Consider the following 24,327-nt stretch of genomic DNA (forward strand, 5'->3'; position numbering starts at 1 on the left):
GATTCACAGTGCTGAACAATAAGATCTTAGCCTTTGCTATGACTTGGAATAACCAAACCATGATGATAAACCAAACGTGAATGCCGTAAACACAATTCTTTCATTGCCCGACGATATACCTCGCGTTTAAACGACACCACTTGGTCCACTGGATACCAATAGCTTACCCATTCCCACGCATCAAATTCTGGGCTGTTAGTAGTGCCCATTTGAACCGCATTATCAGGTGCCAACATACGTAACAAAAACCATTTTTGTTTTTGACCAATACATAAAGGCTGTTGGCCTTGGCGAATCATTCGCTTAGGCAAACGGTATCTGAGCCAGCCACGGGTGCAAGCAAGCACCTCTACATGCTCTGGCAGCAGGCCAATTTCTTCTTTGAGCTCCCTAAATAAGGCTTGTTCTGGCGTCTCATGCGCATCAATACCACCTTGGGGGAATTGCCATGCATCCCAACCCAACCGCTTTGCCCAAAGCACTTGTCCTTGGGAGTTTGCCAGAATAATACCTACATTGGGGCGAAAACCATCTTTATCGATCACGGCTTTGCACCATACAAAATATATTTGTCCCATTGTTCCACAAAACGGCAGACAACAACAACAACAGATGAAAATGAGCTAAAATAATATACTTAACTACAATTTATAGATATTTATACAGGTATACCCATGCAAGGAAGGCTCGCTTTGTTTGATTTAGACAATACATTATTGGCTGGTGATAGCGATCATGGCTGGGGGCAGTTTATGGTGTCTGAACGACTTGTTGATGGGGATGACTACGCGGCTAAAAATGACGCGTTCTACCAAGACTACCTAGCCGGCACTCTGGATATGGTGGCTTATGCAGAGTTTGCTCTAGCCCCACTGACGCGATACAGCGCTGAACAACTGAAAGTTATCCACCAAAAGTTTATGCAAACTACAGTTATTCCAATGGTTGCTATAAAAGCTCAAGCCTTACTAAAAAAGCATCGTGAGGCAGGGGATGTGTTAGTTATCATTACCGCAACTAATGATTTTATAACTGCGCCTATAGCTCAATACTTAAATATACCGCACTTGATTGCTACACCTACACAATGCATAGACGGCCGTTATACTGGCAAACTAAGTGGTTCACCATGCTTTAAGGAAGGAAAAATTGATAAGCTGAATGCTTGGATGACGTTACACAAAAAAACGATAGAAGGCGCCTGCTTCTATAGTGACTCCCACAATGACTTGCCCCTTTTGGAACTAGTAGATGAACCCTTCGCTGTGGACCCAGATGCTACCCTTAAAGCCCATGCACTAGCAAACGGTTGGCCAGTGATGAGCTTACGGTAAAGCACTTAATCAATAAGTCACTAAACCTCATACCAAGTGCGTAAAATAACGGACTTAAGGTATTCAGTTTCTGGGATAGCAGGGTGAACAGGATGATCTCCACCTTGGCCACCTTGTTCTAAGACTTGGCCCATGCGCCCATTTTTACGGCACGCTTCCTGTAATAGCTGAGTCAGTCTTGCACGCTCTAAATGCATGGAGCATGAAGCAGACACTAAAATACCTTCTGGCTTTAAAAGCCGCATAGCTAGCTGATTAGCTCTTTGATAGGCCAATTCACCCGCTTTAATATCTTTACGACGAGCAATAAAAGCTGGAGGGTCAATAATAACAATATCAAAGCGTTCTCCATCTTCATGCAGTTGCTTCATAGCGGTAAATGCATCACCTTTGATACTATGAACTTTATCTTCCATGCCGTTTAGCTGCGCTTGCTGATGCACTAGCTCCAACGCTTGAGCAGAGGCATCCACACAAATTACTTCACTAGCACCAGCGGCGGCGGCTTGAATACCCCAGCCACCAATATAGCTGAACATGTCTAAAACACGCTTACCTTCAGATAGCTTTTGCACTCTGCGGCGGTTTAGCCTGTGATCATAAAACCATCCCGTTTTTTGACCTTCCCAAACCGGTGCTAAAAATTTTACATTATTTTCTTTGAGAGGAACCAGCATGGGCACTTCGCCTTGAGCCACACGCACGTAGTTTTCTAAGCCTTCAACAGAACGCATTTTGCCATCATTTTTAAGCAAAATATTAAGCTCTGGAACCACCTCATTAATCGCTTCAAGCAGCTGCTCAAGCAATAGCTCTATGCCTGCATTTGAAACCTGCACTACGATGACATTATCAAAGCGATCTATTACTAAACCAGGTAAACCATCACTGTCTCCATAAACCCACCGATAACAATGGTCTTCAAACAGCTGCTCCCTGCTTATTAAGGCTGACCTTAATCGACTAACTAAGCGTTCACGGTTAAGCGGCTCATCAATATTACGACTGACCAAGCGGCCACAAATAAGCTGTTTTGGGTTAATTATAGCCGTGCCTAAGCCTTTTCCTTTGGCATCCAATACATTCACTTGTTCTCCAGCAGGAAAGCTGTGTAGCGGGGATTTAACAACATCCACTTCATTACTATAAATCCACAAGTGGCCTTGACGTAAACGGCGATCAGATTTTGGCTTTAAAATTAGATCTGGCATTTATTCTTCACACAACTGACTATAAGCGTCTGCATCTAGCAGGTGCTCTAATTCTTCTGGATGGGATAAGCGTATTTGCAACAACCAAGCATCACCATAAGGGTCTGTATTCACAAGCTCTGGATCATCAGCTAACAGTTCATTAATGGCAATAACTTCACCAGAAACAGGAGCAAAGAGGTCCGATGCAGCCTTAACTGATTCGATCACACCAAATTCATCTGCAGACACAAGCTCTGCGCCTACATCTGGCAACTCCACAAAGACCACATCACCTAGCTGTTCTTGGGCAAAGTCTGTCACTCCTATAGTGACAATACCGTCACCTTCATTGCGAATCCATTCATGGCTTTCAACGTAGCTTAAGCCTTGGGGTAAGTTACTCATAATCGTGTCCTTAAGTATATTTTTACTGTTTTGGCGCTTGTGACAAGGGAGGCAGATGCGCACCCACACCCATAGCCTGTTGCGCTAAATGTTGTTTAATAGGGTTTAACTTTTGTACCCAATTCATACCTGTATTGCGTAGTAAACTTAGCATTGGATGCTGATTACCAAACAATCGTGAAAAACTTTCCATCAAGGCCATCATGCGCAAGTTATCATTACGCCTTTGGCTTTGATACTTCTCCAACACCCCAATACTGGCAATGTCATAACCTTGTTGATGTGCTTGTTGCAACGTGTCTACTAAAGCTGAAACATCAAGCAGCCCCAGATTGACCCCTTGGCCAGCTAATGGATGTATAGTGTGAGCGGCATCACCGACCAACACTAATCCATTTTGAACATAACGTTTAGCGTGGCGCTGCCTAAGAGGTATTACGTGACGCTTGTCGCTTGCGATAACATCGCCTAAGCGTCCCTCAAACGCAGCAGTTAAAGCCATGCAAAAATCACTCTCTGACAATTGTTGCATGGCTTGCGCTTGCGCCTTAGGCTGCGACCACACTATGGAACAATAATGCTGATCCAGACCTTCTTCAGCAGCGCCAAGAAGTGGCAAAAAGGCTAATATCCCGTCTTCAGTGAAGCGTTGCCATGCTGCATTTTGATGTGATTTGGTTACTTTTACTCGAGTAATCAAAGCGTGATGAGGGTAGTCCCATTCTCTGGTAGGTAATCCAGCTAACTGTCTAATTTTGGAGTTAGCTCCGTCGGCCCCCACAACGATCGTTGCAGTAATTTGCTCACCACTACCCAGTGTCAACGTGCGAGGCGCAACCTCTTCAGGTGACATATCTACCACTTGGGCTTGTTCGAATAAGTGGTATTTTTTATGTTCTAGGAGTTGGTGCAAAGCTGAAGTGATAGTGCGGTTTTCAGCAATGTGCCCTAAATAAGGCAGGTGTTGTTCGGCAGCAGTAAAGTGAAGTTTTCCAGTACCACACGCATCCCATACATGCATTGCATCATAGGCCTGTAAACGTGCCATATTTTCTATAATTGGCCAAGCCTGCAAATTTTTTAGTAAGTTTTCAGATGCTAAACTCAAGGCCGAAACACGCGCATCTACTTGCCCTAAAGGCCAATCTTGCGATGAATTCAATTCGCCAGACTCGATTAATGCCACATTAAAACCAGCATCAATAAGACCACAGGCAAGACTTGCACCCACCATGCCAGCACCTACTATAGCTACATCAAATTCACTCACAATACTTCCTCACTACCGCTTAAATACTTAGCCCTAATAGGTGGCATAGCCAGCACCTTTGCTAAAGGCACATCTAGGCCCATGGCAGCGCGCGTAAATATAGTTCTCACTAAAGGTATCTGCTGCATAGTTAATAAGCCTACTTGCCGTAGTACGCTGTAATGGATTTTTTTGTTAGAAAACAGCTTCATTACTTTATCACTAGCACTAATGACACGATCTTTATCCCAGCCACTAGCTGCAACAAACTCATTTAAATTAGCCAAGTCGCCAATAGGAACGCCTTGTTTGCATGACTTTAGTACAGATTGTGCTAATGCAAAATTACTTCGCAGCGCTAAGTTAAACCCTTGCCCTGCAATAGGATGTAAAGTGTGAGCAGCATTACCAACCACAGCCAAACCTTGCCTTGCTTGCTCTAAAGCAACGCTTAAAGCCAGCGGATAAACCTGACGATCGCCGATGGCAAGAAGCTCACCCATTGGGTATCCTACTTGGAGCTGGATTTCTTGTAGCAGCTGTTCATCGCTGAGCTGTTGTAATTCATTTTGACGCGCAATAGGCTGTGTCCATACTAAGGCTGCACGAAACTTACCTTCCATAGTGGGCAAAGGGAGTAAAGCTAGCGGGCCAGACGGAGTGAATCTCTCACAAGCCAATCCTTGGTGGTATTGATCAAGTTCCACATTAGCAACTAAAGCCACTTGATCATAATGATGCACTTGGTCAAACATACCCAGTTTTTGGCGCAAAGCTGATCGACCTCCATCTGCCATCACTATAAGCTGGGCAGTAATGGAGCTAGACTGTCCAAAGCGCTGGTAATCTAGATGGCTATCTTGACGCGCATTGCCTATAGATACCACTTGAGCTTGGTCAATAAGATCAACACAATCGCTACAACGCTTTATAATTTGCTCTAAGAAGACCTGACCCATGGTTTGGTTTTGTAACACATAACCCAAGGCGTCTCTTCGCATCTCATCAGCGAGCATTTCACTCTTATATGGCTGACCTTGGTCACTCACTTGAATTTTGCTAATCGCTTGAGCGTGAGGATCTAAATAATCCCACAAACCTATGCTATTTAATAGATTACGGCTACCAAGAGCAAGCGCGGTTGCACGTCCATCCAAAACACCCAGCGCACTAATAGTGGTTGCCTCAATAGCTGCGCTATCAAGAAATGAAGTATCAATGGGCGCAGCATCAAGTATCGCAATGGATAATCCATACGTCTTTGCTGTGCCGGCAAGCGCCAAACACAAACTCGCACCCACTAATCCACCACCCACGATCACAATGTCGTAGTGCTTCGTTGGCTGAACTCCACTTAAGCGTTGTTCTAGTTCTACACTCATCAGCTAGCCATCAACCTTTCAATGTCTACTACACTCACAGGCAAATCACCAGTGAGGTTGCGATAGCCTGTTTCTGTCACCAGTATGTTGTCTTCAATACGCACGCCAATGCCACGCCATTGAGAAGGGATTGTCATATCGTCTGGATCAATATAGATTCCTGGCTCTACTGTAGTGATCATGCCTGGCGTAAGAGGTCGAGACACTCCACCTAGCTTATACGCACCTACATCATGCACATCCATGCCAAGCCAATGCCCTATATTGTGCATGTAAAACTTACGATAGTTTTGGTTTTCAATATTAGCTTCAAGGGTTCCTGTCAACAAACCAATATTGGTTAATCCTTGGATAATGACTCTCACTGAGGCATCTTGCATGTCTGTATATACAGCGCCAGGTTTAATGCACTCTAAAGCTGCTTTGTGCGCCGCCAGCACAATTTCATAAATGATTTTCTGTGGGTCACTAAAGTGTCCATTTACTGGGAATGTGCGGGTAATATCGGAAGCATAGTGATCCAACTCACAACCAGCATCAATTAAGACTAGGTCACCATCCTGTAAAGATTGATCATTATTTGTGTAATGTAAAATACACGCATTGTCACCACCAGCAACGATAGAGCCATAAGCGACGCGTTGACTGCCTTGTATAGAAAATTGGTGATGTAGTTCTGCGGCTAATTGGTATTCGTTCATGCCTACTTTACATACACTCATTGCTCTTTTGTGAGCAGCCACACTGATATTACAGGCCTGGGTCATTTGCTCTACTTCAGCGCCTGACTTAAATAAACGCATAGTATCTATCAAGGGGTCAAGATCTACTAACGTTGTAGGGCATACTTTACCTTGACGTGACAACCTTCGAAGCTTAGCAAGGCTTTGTTGCACTAATTCAAAGGTTTCATCTTGGCTAAAGCGATAAACTACCTGACTAGCACCGTCTAACAACTCCACAAGCTTTTGTTCCAAACTTTCACTTACATGGGCTTCATCCACCAGCAAAATTTTTGGAGCAGCGTCCACACCTAGGCGACGACCATGCCAAATCTCTTGTAACTTGTCTTTGCTGCGACAAAAAAGAATGCTTCGTGGGCCATCCACACTGTTAACTAAAACTAATGTAGTATGCGACTCCACCATGCCAGATAAATAGTAAAAACTACTATTTTGTCGGTAGTCTTGCTCCACATCTCCATTACGGATTTGTACGCTCGCACAATTGATGATTACCACAGCACCTATAGGTAACTGCTGTAACAAAGCGTTACGTCTTTGGACATACTCTATGGTGGCTATCTTAGTCATGGGTATTGCCCTTAAAATAATTGCTACGCTCTAATGTAATTGCTGTGGCGATTTTTGAGGTGGCGAATCAGAGACGTTAAATTCGGCAAACACCATCATGGCAGCCAAACGAACATATTCAACAAGTTCTAAATAGCTTGTTTCTGCACTTTCACCTTCTAGGTCTTCATCATCGACGTCAAAAGAGACTTGGGCAATATTTGCCAAGTCTTCCATAGCGTCAGTAATTTCAATAGATAGGCTCTGTTTAGTGTGGTCAAAACTTAAACCAAAGCCACTTAAGAAACCACTACTCCATGCGCCTAAGGACTCTGTTCTAGAGATCAATTCAGTATCATCTTCTGGCAGTAATAGTTGAAAACCAAAATCAGCTGCGCTCAATTGTTCAAGCACTAGATCATACAATGCGACTAGCTCAGCCTTATCATCATCATCTTCTAATGTCTGCACATCCAGGTGAGACACAACCATAGCTAGCCATGCTTGGGCATCTACACGCACTCCAGCAGCTAGCTGCCCTGTCAACAAGCCATGTAGCTCTGAGGGTGTACCAAAGGCTCCCAATTCAACGAACATGTCCGCAAAGTCATCAAATATGTAGTTTAGTTTTGGGGCAGTATCTGTCATGAGTTTGGCTCTGGCTAAAATATCGTTACATTATACCTGAGCTGTAGCCATTCTCTAGAGCTTTTACAGAGTGTCACTAGACAGCGGCTCAATTTACTATAAAATCTATGACTAGATTACCTTTTAAGTGGCCCAACAATGTCGACCATTAACGCTTTAACACACCACATCGACCAGTTGTTAACTCAACACCGCACTTTGCAGCACGAACATGCTCAGCTTCAAATTAGCATGAGTGTACTTGAGCAAGAACTATTGCAACAACAAGCTGAAAATACATTGGCAAAAGAGCAATCCCGACCTACTAAGCAACTCTCAAATCAGGCCCTAGAAGACGATCTCAATCACTTGATTAGTCTATTTGACCAAGCAACGGATGCGCATCATGAGTGATTTACAAGCAGTAGAAGTGTCCATTTTATCACAAAGCTATACTCTCACTTGTCCAATTGGCAAAGAAGCCAATCTAAGGCAAGCTGCATATAACTTAGATGAAAAGCTAAAAAGTATAAAATCTAGCGGCAGAGTAATGGGGCTAGAACGGATGGCAGTCATGGCCGCTCTCAATATGAGTGCAGAATTAATAGAAACTCAAACGCAATTAGGCATCCTTGAAACAGCGCTTGAACATCTGAACAAAAAAGTCAGTGACAGCCTAAACTAGTTATTATTGGCTTTTCGGGTTCCATTCTTAAAAGCACCAGCCTATAATACTTACAGACTCCCTGTGGTGCTTGACATCTAATAACGTCCTTGAGCCGATTTATATAATCAGGGAGCTCCTCGCTTAAGCTCTGTGCATGTCCACTTGTTGGAACGCCTTCTGCCTAAACAGGGGCTCCCACCTTGAACCTTCGGGTTCAGGGCAACCATTGGAATCGCCATCCTGGGGAGTCTTTTACACGTTTTTTTTTAAAAAAACCCCCCCTCCTGTGACACGTAAAATTCTGTAAAATCCTTAGCTTATACAATACTTACCTCAAAATTGTGACACAATTGCATCTATACCCTGAGCAAGTCTGCTTATTTTTGGAGCCTTACCCCATGACCACACGCATCTTATTAATTGAAGACGACCAAGAACTGAATGAGCTGTTAAGCGAGTTTTTGTCTCTAGAAAACTTCCATGTAGATCAAGCCTTTGATGGTGAGCAAGGACTTAATATGGCTTTAAACGGCCAGTATGATGTTTTAGTCCTTGATATCATGATGCCAAAAATGAATGGCTTGGACCTTCTCAAACAGTTTCGCATTAGCCATAAAACACCTGTACTCATGCTGACTGCTCGAAGCGATGAAGTAGATCGTATAGTGGGATTTGAAATGGGGGCCGACGATTATTTACCAAAGCCTTGTAACCCACGAGAAATTTCAGCTCGTATTCGTGCCATATTAAGGCGTGTAGAGATGGACAAATCAGGCCTAGAAGCCAGCGGAAAACGTCAAATCATTATTCGCGAAGATGTAGAGCTAAACCACAATACTCGTATTGTTTCCAAACAAGGTGAGACGATAGACCTCACCAGCACAGAATTTAACTTATTAGCAAGCTTGCTAGCAAAAGCAGGCCAGGTACTAAGCAAAGAAGAACTAACAGAGAATGCTTTGGGTCGTAAGTTAGCTTTGTATGACAGAAGTGTAGACATGCATATGAGCAATCTAAGGCGGAAATTAGGGCCGTTCGTAAGCAATGAACCCCGTATTAAAACCATACGCGGTGTTGGGTATCAGTATGTCATTAACGCTTAGGTGGCTATCCATATTTCGTAGTCTATATTGGAAAATATTTTTCTTTTTTTGGTTAACCCTCATTGCAGCTATTTTTTCTGTAGCCACTCTATCGGAAATCATTGTTCAAGAACGTGATCAAGATCAATATCAAAAGGTAGTAAAGTTAGGCATTAAAGCTGCCGACATTTTTGAAACCAAAGGTTCTGCAGAGCTGACACAATGGCTTCATTACATCCGCTTAGAATTTGATGTCACAGGCTTTATGTTAGATGCAAAGCGACGGCCTATTAGCCTGGCTCATCTACCAAAAAATTGGCTTGAATTTACTTTGCCATTAACTCAAGGTAGGCTTTCCAAGCGAGATTTAAAAGGTTTTCAGCCTTACACCATTTCCAGCAGCAGTGATCGTATCTACACGTTTGTAGCCCTGCGGGACAACAGCGGGCCTTACCCTACTTGGCTCAAACATTTGCCGATTCTACAAATCGTTACAGCATTACTTATTGTCGCTTTATTAACGGCTTTTGTGACGTGGCACATCACAGACCCTTTGCGCAAACTCAAACAAGCAACTCATTCATTTGCTCGTGGCAATCTGAACACTCGTTTGAGCGATTCGTCATGCCAAAAAAATGATGAGATCGGTGAAGTAGGCCTAGCGTTTAACCACATGGCAGAGCGCATTAGTCTATTGGTAAATAACCAGCAGCGCTTATTTAGAGACATCTCACACGAGTTAAGAACCCCTTTAGCTAGGCAGCAAATAGCCTTGGAATTGCTCGCGCGCAAGATCCCCGACACAGAACATCAGTCTTTGCATCGTATTGAGCGAGAAATAGAGCGAATGAACGCGCTGATCGACCAGGTGTTAACGCTACTGCGCCTAGAACAAAGCGACCTAAGCCCTATTTCAGAAGTCTACGACTTAAGTGAGCTCTTATTCAAACTTACCCAAGATGCTGAATTTGAAACTCAGTCCAAACACCAAATACACTTAGTGCAGCCAGAAAAAAATCTCTTAACAGGCCAACAAGAATTAGTTTCACGTGCGGTAGAAAACATATTACGTAATGCTATCCGCTATACACCAGAGGAAGGGCGAGTATTTATACGAGCTGAGGTCACCCCAGAGTCTGCAGTGATTCGTATTGAAGATGAGGGGGAAGGAGTGCCAGAGGATTCTCTGAAGCGCCTATTTGAGCCTTTCTACCGCGTGGAAGCTTGCCGCAACCAGCAAAGTGGTGGTTACGGCGTTGGCATGGCCATTGCTGAACAAGCCATCAGGGCTCAATCTGGCACCATAGAAGCCAGTAATCGCCCTACAGGTGGCCTCAGAGTCGAGATCACATTGCCTAAGTTGCCCGCTCAGTAACTTAAGCTTTGGATACTTGGATACATTCCCTGGCTGGAGCAATGTTCGTAATTAATCCCGCTTATATTTATTACCAATTAATGCGTTTCAGGTGCCAAAAACAACTGATAGGCTGGGTTAGTTGTTTCTTCATTAAACGCATAACCTAGCTCATCAAGGTAGCCCTCAAACACCTCTTTGTCTGCCATAGGCACTTGCATGGCAACCAACACACGACCATAAGCAGATCCATGATTACGGTAATGGAACATTGAAATATTCCAAGGCCGGCCTAGTTTTTTCAAAAACTTAAGCAGTGCACCTGGCCGCTCTGGGAAGGTAAAACGGTAAACTACTTCGTTGTCGACATTGGCATGCCCGCCCACCATATAACGCACATGGCTTTTTGCCATCTCGTTGTTACTTAAATCTACTGCGCCAATCCCATTATCAGCTAGCTGACTCAAAAGTGGTGCAGCACTGCCTTCGCCTGCCTTTAAGGTTACACCAACAAACACTTGTGCCTGGCTATCACTAGCATAGCGATAGTTAAACTCAGTAATATTACGCTCACCTAAGGCGGTGCAAAATTGTTCAAAGCTACCAGGGTGCTCTGGTATTTGGGCTGCAATTATAGCCTCTCTACCTTCTCCGATTTCAGCACGTTCAGCAACATGCCGTAATCGATCAAAGTTAAGGTTAGCTCCTGAAGAAACCGTCACTAGTGTTTGATCTTGAGCTTTCTCACGGTCTACATATTTCTTTAATCCTGCTAACGCACAAGCACCTGAAGGCTCCACAACTGCACGTGTGTCATCATAAATATCTTTAATGGCCGCACACATTTCATCCGTTGTTACTGTAATAACTTCATCGACATACTTTTGTGCCAGCTCAAAGTTACGCTCTCCAACTTGGGCTACAGCTACACCTTCAGCAAAGTTACCCACTTCCGATAAAATGACACGCTCACCAGCATCTAAGGCAACCTTAAGGCAGCATGCATCTTCTGGCTCTACGCCTATGACTTTAATGCCTGGTCGTAAGTACTTGATATACACTGCCATGCCAGCAATTAAACCGCCACCACCCACAGGGATAAATATGGCGTCAATATCACCTTGAACCTGTCGCAGAAGCTCCATTGCCACAGTACCTTGACCTGCAATGGTATGCTCATCATCAAAAGGATGGATATACTTCATTCCTGACTCAGCAACTAAGGTCAAAGAATAGGCATAGGCTTCAGGGAATGTATCTCCATACAAAATGACTTCAGCGCCCAGTGCCCTTACCGCATTAACTTTGATGTCTGGTGCAGTTTTGGGCATCACAATGGTGGCATTGATGCCTAAATATTTAGCTGACATCGCTACACCTTGTGCATGGTTACCTGCAGACGCAGCGACCACGCCGCAATCTCTTTCAACTTGGGTGAGTTGTGAAATACAGTTATGGGCACCTCGTATCTTGAAAGAAAATATAGGCTGCAAGTCCTCTCTTTTGATCAAAATGTTATTATCCAACCGCTTGGACAAACTGCGAGCCACGTCAACAGGAGTCTCTACAGCAACGTCATAAACATTGGATGATAGGATTTTTTTGATGTAACGATCTGACATAGTATTTCTTCTAATTGGGTAATAATTTACACACGAAGTAGCGCATTTAACTTGGCCTCTCATATTAATGGCAGAAGCCACTAGCGTCTACAATGTATAGCGAAAATTCCTGTATAATCACGCTATTAGTCTCTCATAAGATCATTACCATGACTCAAGACCAGTTAAAGCAAGCTGTAGCACAATCAGCAATCGACCATATTGTTCCACACCTTAATAGCCAGTCTGTTATCGGTGTCGGCACAGGCTCTACAGCCAATTGCTTTATTGATGCTTTGGCAAACATTAAACACGATTTTGATGCCGCTGTAGCTAGCTCAGAAGCCACCGCAATGCGGCTTAAAGGCCATGGTATTGCGGTGTTGGAACTTAATGCTGTGCCCCACATGCAATTTTATATCGATGGTGCTGATGAAAGTGACTCTCACCTTAACCTTATTAAGGGTGGAGGGGGTGCATTAACGCGAGAAAAAATTGTCGCAGCTGTGGCAGAAACGTTCGTCTGCATTGCTGATGAGTCAAAACTAGTGGACGTATTAGGTGAATTTCCACTACCTGTAGAAGTCATCCCTATGGCCCGCAGTTATGTGGCCCGCAAACTTGTGGGCCTTGGTGGAGAGCCTGTTTGGCGTCAGGATTTTGTGACTGACAATGGCAACGTGATCCTAGATGTTTATGGCTTAAGTATTGTTGACCCCAAAAAGCTGGAACAACAGATCAACCAAATTACTGGAGTGGTAACAAATGGTCTTTTTGCCCAGCGCCCCGCGGACATTCTATTTTTGGGCACAGACGAAGGCGTAAAGACCCTTAAAAACTAAAACAATACACGACAGCTTATAGTGCCAGCAACTTGCTTAAGCTTCATTAAAGCCAGCTCAGAACAGCTGGCATCTACATCTATAACAACATAACCCACTTTCGAGTTAGTATTCAAATACTGCCCCGAAATGTTGATACTGTTTTCAGAAAATACGTTGTTTATTTTAGACAAGGTGCCTGGAATATTTTCGTGTATATGCAGCAAACGGTGGGCATTGTCATGGTTGGGTAACGAGACTTCTGGGAAGTTTACAGCTGACAAGCTAGCACCATTGTCACAGTAACGAATAAGCTTATCAGCCACCTCAACTCCTATATTTACCTGAGCTTCCACCGTAGAGCCACCAATATGTGGCGTCAAAATGACATTATCTAAGCCCCTTAATGGCGACACAAATTCATCATCGTTAGATCTTGGCTCAACAGGAAATACATCAATAGCAGCACCTAATAACTTGCCACTTTTTAAACAACTAGCTAGCGCATCAATATCAACTACAGTGCCACGAGAGGCATTAATAAGTATTGCACCCTCTTTCATCTGTGCTAGCTGAGTTGGCCCTATTAAACAATGTGTAGAGGGTGTTTCTGGCACGTGTAAGGTTACAATATCAGCCTGCATAAGCAATGATGCTAAATTACTACAAGGTGAAGCGTTACCCAAACTCAATTTGGTGATTTGATCATAATAGATCACTTCCATGCCCATGGATTCTGCCATAATGCCTAATTGTGAACCTATTGATCCATAACCCACAACGCCTAGCTTTTTACCCCTTATCTCAAACGATTTACTGGCTGATTTTAGCCATTTGCCTCGATGTGCCTTAGCACTCTTTTCTGGAATACCCCTCAAAAGCAAGATCGCCTCAGCAATAACCAGCTCGGCCACACTGCGTGTATTACTATAAGGTGCATTAAAGACAGGTATACCCATCTCTAGAGCTGCATCAAGATCAACTTGGTTGGTGCCGATGCAAAAACAGCCTATGGCCATGAGCTTAGGTGCATGAGTTAACACCTTTCTAGTAATTTGAGTCCGTGAGCGAAGGCCCACAAACTGAGCATCCTTTAACACTTCAATCAACTCACTTTCTGGTAAAGCCGTTGCGTAAAAATGAATATTATCAAAGCCTTCAGCCTGTAAAGCTTGAACGGCAGATTGGTGGACGCCTTCTAACAGAACGATTTTTATTTTTTGCTTAACAAGAGAAATGTGCTGTGACTGGGTCAAAAGAGTGCCTTTTTAAATACGGGTGATCAGAATTCTAAAGGCGACCATTATATTAGTAAAAGCGACACATTAGTAGTCGTCTAGACATAAAAAAGCCCCCAACCATTAATGATCAGAGGCTTTTTTTCACGATTGCCAATTTTCCTTTTAAGCTGGGCTTCTTTAGCTCAGCTCTTGGGCGATTAAGCTTCCATATCTTTCATAGACAGCTTAATGCGGCCACGTGCGTCAACATCTAGCACTTTAACCTTCACTGTTTGGCCTTCTTCTAGATAGTCAGTCACCTTCTCAACGCGCTCACTCGAGATTTGAGAAATATGTAACAAGCCATCTTTACCAGGAAGGATATTGATGAATGCACCAAAGTCTACAATGCGCTCAACCTTACCTTCGTAAATAGCGCCAACTTCAGCTTCAGCAGTGATTTCTAGAATCTTAGCTTCAGCTAATTCTGCAGCTGCTTTATCATCAGCATAAACGCGCACTGTACCATCATCTTCAATATCGATTGAGGCGCCAGTTTCTTCACACAAGCCACGGATAGTTGCTCCACCTTTACCAATGACGTCACGGATCTTATCTTGATCGATCTTGATCGTCTTCATGGTAGGTGCATTATCGTTTAGTTCAGTGCGTGGTACTGAGATCAACTTGTTCATTTCACCTAAAATATGGATACGTGCTTCGTGTGCTTGCTCAAGAGCAAGTTCCATAATTTCTTCAGTAATCCCTTGGATTTTAATGTCCATTTGCAGCGCTGTAATACCTGCAGCGGAGCCGGCTACCTTAAAGTCCATGTCACCCAAATGATCTTCATCACCTAGAATGTCAGTCAATACAGCGAAGCCTTCGTCTTCTTTAATAAGACCCATAGCAATACCGGCAACAGGTGCCTTAATTGGCACACCAGCATCCATTAGCGCTAGAGAAGCACCACACACAGAAGCCATTGAGCTTGAACCGTTAGATTCGGTAATTTCTGAAACTACACGGATGGTATATGGAAATTCTTCTTGGCTTGGCAACATCGCTTGAATGCCACGACGAGCTAAGCGACCATGTCCAATTTCACGGCGACCAGGACCCATAAAGCGTCCTGTTTCACCTACAGAATAGCTAGGGAAGTTGTAGTGAAGCATAAACGGATCTTTACGTGAACCTTCCAAGGCATCGATGATCTGTTGATCACGACTAGTGCCAAGAGTGGCTACAACAATAGATTGAGTCTCGCCACGAGTAAACAATGATGAACCGTGCGCTTTAGCCAAAGTGCCAATCTCTACATTGATACCACGAACAGTTTTATTATCACGCCCGTCGATGCGTGGCTCGCCTGCCACTACACGTGAACGTACAGTGTGCTTTTCCAGCTTACTTACCATAGCTAACACGTCAGATTTAGATGGTGCAGCTTCGTCATCACTACATAACGCAGCAACAGCTTGTGCCTTAACTTCACCTAAACGTGTGTAACGATCCATTTTATCGCTAATTTGGTAAGCTTCACCCACTGCCTCGCCAACTTCAGCTGTAACAGCAGCTTTAAGCTCAGCATTTTCTTCATCCGCAACCCAATCCCAAGTAGGTTTAGCCGCTTGTGAAGCAAATTCAGCTACGGCCTTAACCACAGCTTGCATTTCATCATGAGCAAAAAGAACAGCACCTAACATCACATCTTCACTTAGCTCTTTAGCTTCTGATTCAACCATCAATACAGCATCAGCAGTACCTGCAACAACCATGTCTAGATCAGATGTAGCTTGCGCTTCAAAGCTTGGGTTAAGCTGGTATCCAGCTTCATCAGAGTATGAAACACGTGCAGCACCAATGGGCCCAGCAAAAGGAATGCCTGAGATGGCTAACGCAGCAGAAGTACCGATCAAAGCTGCAATATCTGTATCGTTTTGCTTATCAGCAGAAACAACAGTACAGATAACCTGCACTTCGTTCATGAACCCTTTAGGGAACAATGGACGAATTGGACGGTCAATCAAACGGCTAGTGAGCGTCTCTTTTTCAGAAGGACGAGCTTCACGCTTAAAGAAACCACCAGGAATCTTACCTACAGCATAAGTTTTTTCTTGGTAATGCACAGATAAAGGAAAGAAACCTTGATCAGGCTTAGCAGTTTTAGCACCTACAACAGCAACCAATACTTGGATTGCGTCATCGATAGTAACAAGTACAGCACCAGAAGCTTGACGTGCGATACGGCCAGTTTCTAGAGTTACAGTTTGTTCACCGTATTGAAATGTTTTGGTAATGATAGACATATATATCTCCATAAAATAATGATTCTGCAATCAATTGAGCGATCTAATCCACCAGTACACTTATTAACTCGATATAGCTGAATTTCAGCCTTGATACCAAGCCAATAAGAGTACGGGCCGATCCTCTCTTTTTGTTTACAGCTAATACAATAAAGGCCAAGTAACCGATTGGTCACCTAGCCTCTATTTACCACATCTGCAAATGCAACGTGTGGCATTTGTGTCAAATTTAAAACTCACTAGATTATCTAAATCCAGTGGCCTTAAATTGACTTTAGCGGCGTAGGCCTAAACGACCAATCAACGTAGTATAACGCGAAGCGTCTTTACGATTAAGGTAGTCTAATAGCTTACGACGCTGGTTAACCATGCGGATCAAACCACGACGTGAATGGTGATCATGGTTATGTTCTTTGAAGTGACTTTGAAGCGCCAAAATGTTCGCAGTTAGCAATGCAACTTGAACTTCTGGTGAACCTGTATCGCCTTCAGCAGTTTGGTAATCAGCTACTACAGCAGCTTTTTCAACAGCAGTTAATGCCATGGTAATTCTCCAATAATTAATATGCCCTCTGGCCACTCCTTAGAATGACTAGGGGTTCGTTAGTGTTTACACCGTGCATATTTACAGCGCAACGTAAATGAAAGTCTAAGTGCTCATCAAGCGTTTAGCTTTTAAGCGACCTTCAGGTTGTACCTCAGCTAAGCCAATAAAGGCATTCACTTCAGTAGCATGCGAGCTATACACTCGCACCACATCAAATACAGCATAGTCAGTGGCATGGTCTACAACCTTACCTTGCTGCAACGCCTCTATTTCATGGGGTGCTAATTGTACAGCATTTAATGTCAAAACGGCAGTATCTGCAGGCATTAATAACTTATCTAGGGTTTCAAAGGCAGGAGTAATGTCTGGCCACTTGCCTTCTTCAACCACCTGACCCTTAGTCGCCTCATCAATAATAGCTTGCAAGTCTTCTAAGGTCACCATTTGCTCAGCGACAAAAGGCCCCGCCTGCAAGCGCCTTAGCTGTGCTACATGAGCACCACACTCTAATGCCAATCCTAGATCTTCCACAATACTGCGAATGTAAGTGCCTTTGGTGCAGGTAATATCCATTTGCACCTGACCATTAGAAAAATCCAATAGTTCCAAATTGTGAATGGTGACTTGTCTAGGCTTAACTTCCACCGTTTTTCCAGCTCGAGCCAATTTATATAAAGGTTGCCCCTTATGTTTTAACGCTGAAAACATGGAAGGCACTTGACTAATAAGGCCACGAAATTGTGGTAACTGAGCATCTACGTCAGCCAAAGTAACATGGCCACACGCTTTAGTTTCCACTACTTTACCGTCTGCATCGCTTGAGTCAGTGCGCACACCAAGCTGGCCAATAGTTTGATAACGTTTATCAGAATCAAGCAAAAACTGGCTAAACTTGGTAGCTTCGCCTAAGCAAATAGGTAACAATCCCGTCGCTAAAGGGTCCAGCGCACCCGTGTGGCCAGCCTTGCGGGCACCAAACATGCGCTTAACTCTTTGCAAGGCATGATTTGAGCTCATGCCTGTGGGTTTGTCTAAAATAAGAATGCCGCTGACTTCACGACCTTTAGGTTGGCGAGCCACTAGCGCTTATTCAGCATCAGTGGCCTGCTCAGGATCAGATGCCCTAGCTTGGTCAATCAAGTTACTCAAGTAATTACCACGTGACAAACTGTCGTCATAATGAAACCGTAGAGTGGGCACTATACGTAGCTTCATACGCTGGCCTAACTGGCTGCGTAAAAAACCAGAAGCACTGTTAAGCGCTTTTACTGACTCTATAATTTCTTGCTCGTCTTCGCTACCATTGAAAATAGTGACAAACACTTTAGCATGAGACAAATCACGGGATACTTCTACAGCACTCACTGTCGCCATACCTACGCGAGGGTCTTTCACCTCACGTTGGATTAAGGATGCTAGTTCACGCTGTATTTGGTCTGCCACACGCTGGGTGCGGCTATATTCTTGTGCCATGGTTAGCCCTTACAAACTACGCTCGACTTCGACAGTATCGAAGACTTCGATTTGGTCACCAACACGAACATCGTTGTAGCTCTTCACACCGATACCACACTCAATACCATTGCGCACATCCGCAACAGCATCTTTGTGACGACGCAAGGATTCCAACTCACCTTCGTAGATAACGACGTTATCTCTTAATACACGAATAGGCTTGCTACGATGCACAGTACCTTCAGTCACCATACAGCCTGCAATCTGGCCCAATTTAGGCGAACGGAAGACTTCACGAACCTCTGCGATACCAACAATGGTCTCGCGTAATTCTGGTGACAACATGCCAGAAAGTGCAGCCTTAACATCGTTGATGATGTCATAGATTACGCTGTAATAGCGCAGATCAATACCTTCTTTCTCGATAAGCGCCTTAGCAGGAGTATCGGCACGAACGTTAAAACCAAAGATCACAGCGTTAGACGCTACAGCTAGGTTAACATCAGACTCAGCAATACCACCGACACCACTAGACACAACCTGCACCTTAACTTCTTCTGTACCGATATCCATCAAAGAGCTGGTTAGCGCTTCTAGAGAACCACGTACGTCTGTTTTAAGTACAACGTTTAATACAGAGGCTTGGTTTTTGCCCATGTTTTCAAACATAGCATCTAGCTTAGAGGCTTGTTGACGTGCAATTTTAACATCGCGATATTTACCTTGGCGGAACAGGGCTACTTCACGGGCTTTCTTTTCATCTGCAACTACAGCAAAGTCCTCTCCTGAATCAGGAGTACCGCCTAAGCCTAAAATCTCTACTGGAATAGAAGGGCCAGCACTAGTAATAGGCTTGCCATTTTCGTCCAGCATCGCACGTACGCGCCCAAACTGTTGTCCAGCTAGTACGATATCACCTTTTTTCAAGGTGCCATTTTGAATTAATATAGTCGCTACAGAACCACGACCTTTATCAAGCCTAGCTTCAACCACAACGCCTTTAGCTGGGGCTTCTGGAACTGCCGTAAGTTCCAATACTTCAGCTTCTAGTAACACAGCGTCTAACAAAGCATCAATACCATCGCCACTTTTAGCCGATACTGGGATGAACTGAGTCACACCACCCCAATCTTCTGGCACAACGTCACGGCTAGACAATTCAGTCTTCACGCGATCTACGTCGGCGCCTTCTTTGTCCATTTTATTGATCGCTACAATTAAAGGTACGCCAGCGGCTTTAGCATGCTGTACCGCTTCTTCAGTTTGTGGCATTACACCATCGTCTGCAGCAACAACCAAGATAACAATGTCAGTGGCCTTAGCTCCACGAGCACGCATCGCTGTAAAAGCAGCATGTCCTGGTGTGTCCAAGAAAGTAACCATCCCTTTGTCTGTGTCTACATGGTAAGCACCAATGTGCTGAGTAATACCACCAGACTCACCAGATGCAACCTTAGTAGAGCGGATGCAATCCAACAAGGAGGTCTTACCATGGTCAACGTGGCCCATTACAGTCACAACTGGAGCACGAGGAACCTCTTGACCTTCGTAGTTAATGCTTTCTACTACTTCAGTTTCAATAGCATCATCCATCACCAATTTAACAGTGTGACCCATTTCTTCAACAACAATAGTCGCTGTCTCTTGGTCAATTACTTGGTTGATGGTTGCCATAGCACCCATGTTAAACATAACCTTAATCACTTCAGCGGCTTTAACTTTCATGCGCTGAGCTAAATCTGCCACAGTAATAGATTCAGGCAAATTCACTTCATAAATGACCTTTTCAGTAGGCACTTCAAATGCATGCTCGCCATTGCCAGAACGCTTAGGTGCTGCAAGCTTTCCTTTATTACGGGCACCCTTGCCACGACTACGATCATCACGGCCACCTGATGCACGCCCTTTACCTTTGCCTTTACCAGCAGGGGCTCCGCCACGAGGCTTATCAGGTGTAGTAAATGTCTTTTGATTTGCAGGCTTCTTTTTAGTATCTTCAGCCGGTTTTTGACGAGGCGCTTCTGCACTTGCAGGTGCCTTAGCTGGTGCTACTGGTGCAGCTTTTGCAACTGGCACAGCTGGTGGGGATTTTTCAGCTGCCGCAGCATCAAGCTTAATCTTATTCGCTTGATTCTCTGTTTCGCTTTTCGCTGCAGCACTTGCAAGAGCTTCTGCAGCTGATTTAGCATCTGCATCAGCTTTGATTTGAGCTTCTTCACTTGTTTTGCGAGCTAACAGTTCAGCTTTTTCAGCTTCAATAACAACCGCCTGATCATCTTCTTCAGACTTAACGTAGGTACGCTTTTTACGTACCTCAACATTAACCGTGCGCTTTCCAGCGGCGCCAGCTACTTTTAATGTACTGGTCGTCTTACGGCGCAAGGTGATTTTTTTCGGGCCATCAGAGTTATCGCCCTCTCCACCATGAGACTTTTGCAAATGCGATAAAAGCGACTTACGCTCTTCATCTGATACAGCATCTGTAGCCTTGCGGCGAGTTAGGCCTGCTTCTTCCATTTGGTTAAGCAAACGCTCAACCGGAACACCTACTTTCTCAGCTAGGGTGTTGACAGTTTGATCTGTCATAATTGTCTTCTCCTGTCGGTCGGGCTATGGTTTAAACAAACCAAGGTGCGCGAGCCGTCATAATTAATTCTGCTGCTTTTTCGTCACTCAGACCTTCAATGTCTGAAATCTCGTCAACAGCTTGCTCAGCTAAGTCTTCCATCGTAATAATGCCACGACTTGCCAATACAAATGCAAGGTGAGTGTCCATACCTTCCATGTCTAGCAAATCTTGAGCTGGCTCAGATTTGTCTAGCTGTTCTTCTGCTGCTAGGGCTTGGTTAAGTAGCTTATCTTTTGCACGAGTACGAAGCTCTTCAACGATATCTTCATCCAAACCATCTATTGCTAACATTTCATCAAGCGGCACGTAGGCGATTTCTTCAAGACTAGCAAAGCCTTCTTCTACCAACATTTGCGCAAACTCTTCATCAATATCTAAGGCATCAACAAACGTTTGTACCACACCGCCTATTTCATCTTGTTGCTTGAGCGCAGCATCTTCTTCAGACATCACGTTAATAGTCCAGCCTGTTAATTCTGACGCTAGACGGACGTTTTGACCATTTCGGCCAATAGCCATTGCCAAGTTTTCGTCGCTCACCGCAACATCCATTGCGTGGCGATCTTCATCCATAACAATCGAGCTCACTTCTGCAGGAGCCATAGCATTAATAACTAATTGTGCAGGATTATCATCCCAAAGCACAATATCAACACGTTCGTTATTTAATTCACCTGTCACTGCCTGAACTCGCGAACCTCGCATACCCACACACGCGCCAATGGGATCAATACGACCATCATTGGTTTTAACAGCGATTTTAGCACGAGAACCTGGATCACGGGCAGCAGCGCGGATTTCAATCACTTCTTCAGAAATTTCTGGCACTTCAATCTTAAACAGCTCAACCAGCATTTGCGGGTCTGTGCGGCTTAAGAACAACTGAGGACCTCGACTTTCAGTACGAACTTCGGCCAATAAGGCTCTAATGCGATCACCCATACGGAATGTTTCACGACCAATAAGCTGATCTCGAGCCATAAGTGCTTCTGCATTATTACCAAGATCTACGATTACATTGTCACGCGTCACTTTCTTAACACTGCCACTGATGATTTCACCAATACGTCCACGGTATAACTCAACCACTTTAGCACGCTCGGCTTCACGAACTTTTTGGACAATGACCTGCTTCGCCGTTTGTGCAGCTATACGGCCAAAGGCTTCAGTTGGCAACTCTTCTTCAACAACATCACCTAGCTCAAGGTCAGGACTAGTCACTTGAGCATCCTCAAGGATAACCTCAGCTTCTGGATTGGTGAACACTTCATCAGTGACCACAGTCCAACAACGCGTCGTGGTAGCTGCACCCGTTTTACGATCAATGGTGACACGAATGTCGCACTCTTCATTGATATTTTTACGTGTAGCTGTGGCTAAGGCTAGTTCGATAGCTTCAAAGATGACGTCTTTTGGCACGTCCTTTTCATTTGAAACCGCTTCTGCCACTAACAGAATTTCTTTATTCATTTCAAGCTCTCACTTAATTTGGACTTATAAAACCGAGCTTAAAAGCGCGGTACAATATTGGCTTTTTCAATGCTGTCAAAAGGCAGCAAATACTCTTCATCATCAACTTGCAATAGTACGTCATCTCCTTCGATGCCGCTGAGCAAACCAGTAAAACGGCGACGGCCATCAAAAGCCAAACGCAATTTCAACGTTAGTTTCTCACCAATGCTAGCCTGGTATTGCTCCAAGCTAAACAAAGGACGATCCAACCCGGGCGATGACACCTCAAGTGTGTACTCACCCGTTATAGGATCTTCTACATCCATTACAGCAGCCACTTGACGACTCACGTCAGCACACTGCTCCACACCGATGCCTTTGGCATGGTCTATATAAACTCGCAAAGTGGTATGACGGCCTTGTGATATATACTCAATACCCCAAAGCTCACACCCACAAGCAACCACTGCTGGCGCTACTAATGCTTCAATTTGTGCTGCTGCACCTGCCATTTTAATATCCCAAAACGCAAAAAGCCCCAAAAGAGGGGCTTTTTGTTGACTATATGTATTCAGTCTCAAGGTGACAAACGCGTCACGACATGAACCCCTGAATTACTCCTTTATGACTTCCGTCAAAGGTAAGTGTAAAAACACTTACCTAAAAATGGTAGCGGGGGCAGGATTTGAACCTACGACCTTCGGGTTATGAGCCCGACGAGCTACCAGACTGCTCCACCCCGCATCAAAGTGCGCATATAATATCCAATTATTCCTTGCACGTCAAACACTTATTGCAATTAACTAGTAAAAAGCTGCATTTATTATTCAGGCTCACCAAACGCCAGTATTAGCCATTGAGATCCATGGCTCCATAGGCTCTAAAGCATTACCAGCCTGCAATAATTCAATGGAAACACCGTCAGGTGATTTTACAAATGCCATATGGCCATCGCGAGGCGGACGATTGATCACAGTTCCTTCATCCATCAATGCTTGGCAAAGTTGGTATATATCATCCACCTCATACGCTAAGTGTCCCCAGCTTCTACCTGTACTCAAGGTTTCACTCTCGTCCCAGTTGTACGTAAGCTCTAGCAAAGGCGCCTGCGTCTCACGCGAATGAGCTTCATCAATAGCACCTGCCAAAAATACTAAAGTGAATCGTCCAGACTCATGCTCTGAACGCTTCACTTCAACCAAACCCAACTGGTTACACCAAAAATCTAACGAAGCAGTTAAATCTTTTACTCTTATCATCGTATGTAAATAACGCACACCTACCCCACTATTTTTTATGTATTAACCCAGCGCAGCATAAGCCTACTCAAAAGGCGCAATAATTAAACGCCTGACACTAGCATAAATGATCCATAGTCTATGTCACTATTACTTATTCTATGGCATTTGATCTCTTGATACTCTTTACTATCTACAGCTAATACTGCTTTTTCTAAACTTGGAAATTCAACAACAACATGGCGGTCAAAGTCACGACCCTCGTGATGGCTTGCAACACTAGTTTGAACGAGAAACTTACCCTCATACTTTTCAAAGACGCCAACGACTTTTGAACTATAGCGGGCCTTAAATTCTTGCCCATTAGTGACTTTAACAAACCCAATGAGATAGCCTTTAGGCATATTAACACCTCCTTTTTAAACAGCGGATTATTATATTGTGTTACGCGATCACTATTGCGCAGATAA

At 44.1% G+C, this 24,327-nt stretch carries 24 protein-coding genes, 1 tRNA gene and 1 other RNA gene; 7 read left to right on the top strand and 19 right to left on the bottom strand.

Going from position 1 to position 24,327, the window contains the following annotated elements:
* Positions 1-26: 26 nt before the first annotated feature.
* A complete protein-coding gene (locus ABXT42_RS10495; protein ID WP_443628091.1) occupies positions 27-545 on the bottom strand; it encodes an RNA pyrophosphohydrolase in 519 nt (172 codons plus the stop codon).
* A gap of 129 nt (positions 546-674) precedes the next feature.
* Here ABXT42_RS10495 and ABXT42_RS10500 point away from each other — a divergent pair, with 129 nt between their 5' ends.
* Positions 675-1,334 carry an HAD family hydrolase gene (locus ABXT42_RS10500; RefSeq protein ID WP_443628092.1) on the top strand — a complete coding sequence of 220 codons (660 nt, stop codon included), beginning with the start codon at positions 675-677 and terminating at the stop codon, positions 1,332-1,334.
* A 20-nt stretch (positions 1,335-1,354) separates the two neighbouring features.
* On the opposite strand, the gene ABXT42_RS10505 is transcribed toward ABXT42_RS10500, so the two are convergent.
* From ABXT42_RS10505 to ABXT42_RS10530, 6 genes are read right to left on the bottom strand one after another with little or no spacing between them, the layout of a single operon-like run.
* Entirely contained in the window at positions 1,355-2,545 is a 1,191-nt protein-coding gene (locus ABXT42_RS10505) for a class I SAM-dependent rRNA methyltransferase (protein ID WP_443628093.1), read from the bottom strand.
* A complete protein-coding gene (gene gcvH / locus ABXT42_RS10510; protein WP_443628094.1) occupies positions 2,546-2,932 on the bottom strand; it encodes a glycine cleavage system protein GcvH in 387 nt (128 codons plus the stop codon). It lies immediately after the preceding gene.
* A gap of 22 nt (positions 2,933-2,954) precedes the next feature.
* Positions 2,955-4,202 (bottom strand): UbiH/UbiF/VisC/COQ6 family ubiquinone biosynthesis hydroxylase, encoded by a 1,248-nt coding sequence (locus ABXT42_RS10515; protein ID WP_443628095.1) that lies wholly within the window; start codon positions 4,200-4,202, stop codon positions 2,955-2,957.
* The gene (locus tag ABXT42_RS10520) at positions 4,199-5,563 is read right to left on the bottom strand and encodes an FAD-dependent monooxygenase (RefSeq protein ID WP_443628096.1); all 1,365 of its coding nucleotides are present in this window, start codon (positions 5,561-5,563) and stop codon (positions 4,199-4,201) included. Before ABXT42_RS10520 ends, ABXT42_RS10515 begins: the two co-directional genes overlap by 4 nt.
* Entirely contained in the window at positions 5,563-6,876 is a 1,314-nt protein-coding gene (gene pepP / locus ABXT42_RS10525; RefSeq protein WP_443628097.1) for a Xaa-Pro aminopeptidase, read from the bottom strand. Before pepP ends, ABXT42_RS10520 begins: the two co-directional genes overlap by 1 nt.
* A 30-nt stretch (positions 6,877-6,906) precedes the next feature.
* A complete protein-coding gene (locus ABXT42_RS10530) occupies positions 6,907-7,503 on the bottom strand; it encodes a UPF0149 family protein (protein ID WP_443628098.1) in 597 nt (198 codons plus the stop codon).
* Between the two features lie 138 nt (positions 7,504-7,641).
* Between ABXT42_RS10530 and ABXT42_RS10535 the strand changes: the two genes are divergently transcribed.
* The 5 genes from ABXT42_RS10535 to ABXT42_RS10555 all read left to right on the top strand — a co-directional run bounded on the left by ABXT42_RS10535 (position 7,642) and on the right by ABXT42_RS10555 (position 10,606).
* On the top strand, positions 7,642-7,896 hold the full coding sequence (locus ABXT42_RS10535; RefSeq protein WP_443628099.1) for a hypothetical protein: 255 nt from the start codon (positions 7,642-7,644) through the stop codon (positions 7,894-7,896).
* Positions 7,889-8,167 (top strand): cell division protein ZapA, encoded by a 279-nt coding sequence (locus ABXT42_RS10540; protein ID WP_443628100.1) that lies wholly within the window; start codon positions 7,889-7,891, stop codon positions 8,165-8,167. The genes ABXT42_RS10535 and ABXT42_RS10540 overlap by 8 nt, the downstream gene beginning before the upstream one ends.
* A 55-nt stretch (positions 8,168-8,222) precedes the next feature.
* Positions 8,223-8,400: non-coding RNA, 6S RNA (gene ssrS, locus ABXT42_RS10545), on the top strand.
* Between the two features lie 147 nt (positions 8,401-8,547).
* Entirely contained in the window at positions 8,548-9,252 is a 705-nt protein-coding gene (locus ABXT42_RS10550; RefSeq protein WP_443628101.1) for a response regulator, read from the top strand.
* A complete protein-coding gene (locus tag ABXT42_RS10555) occupies positions 9,236-10,606 on the top strand; it encodes an ATP-binding protein (protein WP_443628102.1) in 1,371 nt (456 codons plus the stop codon). Before ABXT42_RS10550 ends, ABXT42_RS10555 begins: the two co-directional genes overlap by 17 nt.
* A gap of 77 nt (positions 10,607-10,683) precedes the next feature.
* Here ABXT42_RS10555 and ilvA read toward each other — a convergent pair whose 3' ends face one another.
* The gene (gene ilvA, locus ABXT42_RS10560; protein WP_443628103.1) at positions 10,684-12,207 is read right to left on the bottom strand and encodes a threonine ammonia-lyase, biosynthetic; all 1,524 of its coding nucleotides are present in this window, start codon (positions 12,205-12,207) and stop codon (positions 10,684-10,686) included.
* A gap of 149 nt (positions 12,208-12,356) precedes the next feature.
* On the opposite strand from ilvA, the gene rpiA reads away from it, so the two are divergent.
* Positions 12,357-13,028, top strand: a complete 672-nt coding sequence (gene rpiA, locus ABXT42_RS10565) for a ribose-5-phosphate isomerase RpiA (RefSeq protein WP_443628104.1) — start codon at positions 12,357-12,359, stop codon at positions 13,026-13,028.
* Here rpiA and serA read toward each other — a convergent pair.
* The 11 genes from serA to ABXT42_RS10620 all read right to left on the bottom strand — a co-directional run bounded on the left by serA (position 13,025) and on the right by ABXT42_RS10620 (position 24,261).
* Positions 13,025-14,263 carry a phosphoglycerate dehydrogenase gene (serA, locus tag ABXT42_RS10570; RefSeq protein WP_443628105.1) on the bottom strand — a complete coding sequence of 413 codons (1,239 nt, stop codon included), beginning with the start codon at positions 14,261-14,263 and terminating at the stop codon, positions 13,025-13,027. The genes rpiA and serA overlap by 4 nt on opposite strands.
* A gap of 182 nt (positions 14,264-14,445) precedes the next feature.
* The gene (pnp, locus tag ABXT42_RS10575) at positions 14,446-16,536 is read right to left on the bottom strand and encodes a polyribonucleotide nucleotidyltransferase (RefSeq protein WP_443628106.1); all 2,091 of its coding nucleotides are present in this window, start codon (positions 16,534-16,536) and stop codon (positions 14,446-14,448) included.
* A gap of 274 nt (positions 16,537-16,810) precedes the next feature.
* Positions 16,811-17,080 carry a 30S ribosomal protein S15 gene (rpsO, locus tag ABXT42_RS10580; protein ID WP_443628107.1) on the bottom strand — a complete coding sequence of 90 codons (270 nt, stop codon included), beginning with the start codon at positions 17,078-17,080 and terminating at the stop codon, positions 16,811-16,813.
* 105 nt (positions 17,081-17,185) lie between these two features.
* Positions 17,186-18,163 carry a tRNA pseudouridine(55) synthase TruB gene (gene truB / locus ABXT42_RS10585; protein WP_443628108.1) on the bottom strand — a complete coding sequence of 326 codons (978 nt, stop codon included), beginning with the start codon at positions 18,161-18,163 and terminating at the stop codon, positions 17,186-17,188.
* Between the two features lie 6 nt (positions 18,164-18,169).
* Positions 18,170-18,556, bottom strand: a complete 387-nt coding sequence (gene rbfA, locus ABXT42_RS10590; protein ID WP_443628109.1) for a 30S ribosome-binding factor RbfA — start codon at positions 18,554-18,556, stop codon at positions 18,170-18,172.
* A 9-nt stretch (positions 18,557-18,565) separates the two neighbouring features.
* Positions 18,566-21,124, bottom strand: a complete 2,559-nt coding sequence (gene infB / locus ABXT42_RS10595) for a translation initiation factor IF-2 (RefSeq protein WP_443628110.1) — start codon at positions 21,122-21,124, stop codon at positions 18,566-18,568.
* Between the two features lie 31 nt (positions 21,125-21,155).
* A complete protein-coding gene (nusA, locus tag ABXT42_RS10600; RefSeq protein ID WP_443628111.1) occupies positions 21,156-22,637 on the bottom strand; it encodes a transcription termination factor NusA in 1,482 nt (493 codons plus the stop codon).
* A 38-nt stretch (positions 22,638-22,675) separates the two neighbouring features.
* Positions 22,676-23,131, bottom strand: a complete 456-nt coding sequence (gene rimP, locus ABXT42_RS10605; RefSeq protein ID WP_443628112.1) for a ribosome maturation factor RimP — start codon at positions 23,129-23,131, stop codon at positions 22,676-22,678.
* Between the two features lie 155 nt (positions 23,132-23,286).
* Positions 23,287-23,363 (bottom strand) — tRNA-Met (locus ABXT42_RS10610).
* An 89-nt stretch (positions 23,364-23,452) separates the two neighbouring features.
* Positions 23,453-23,896, bottom strand: a complete 444-nt coding sequence (locus tag ABXT42_RS10615; RefSeq protein WP_443628113.1) for a VOC family protein — start codon at positions 23,894-23,896, stop codon at positions 23,453-23,455.
* A gap of 65 nt (positions 23,897-23,961) precedes the next feature.
* Positions 23,962-24,261, bottom strand: coding sequence for a DUF1330 domain-containing protein (locus tag ABXT42_RS10620; RefSeq protein ID WP_443628114.1), 300 nt, complete (start codon positions 24,259-24,261; stop codon positions 23,962-23,964).
* Positions 24,262-24,327 lie beyond the last annotated feature (66 nt).

Source organism: Candidatus Njordibacter sp. Uisw_002 (genome assembly GCF_047730155.1).
Lineage (GTDB): Bacteria > Pseudomonadota > Gammaproteobacteria > Pseudomonadales > Balneatricaceae > Njordibacter.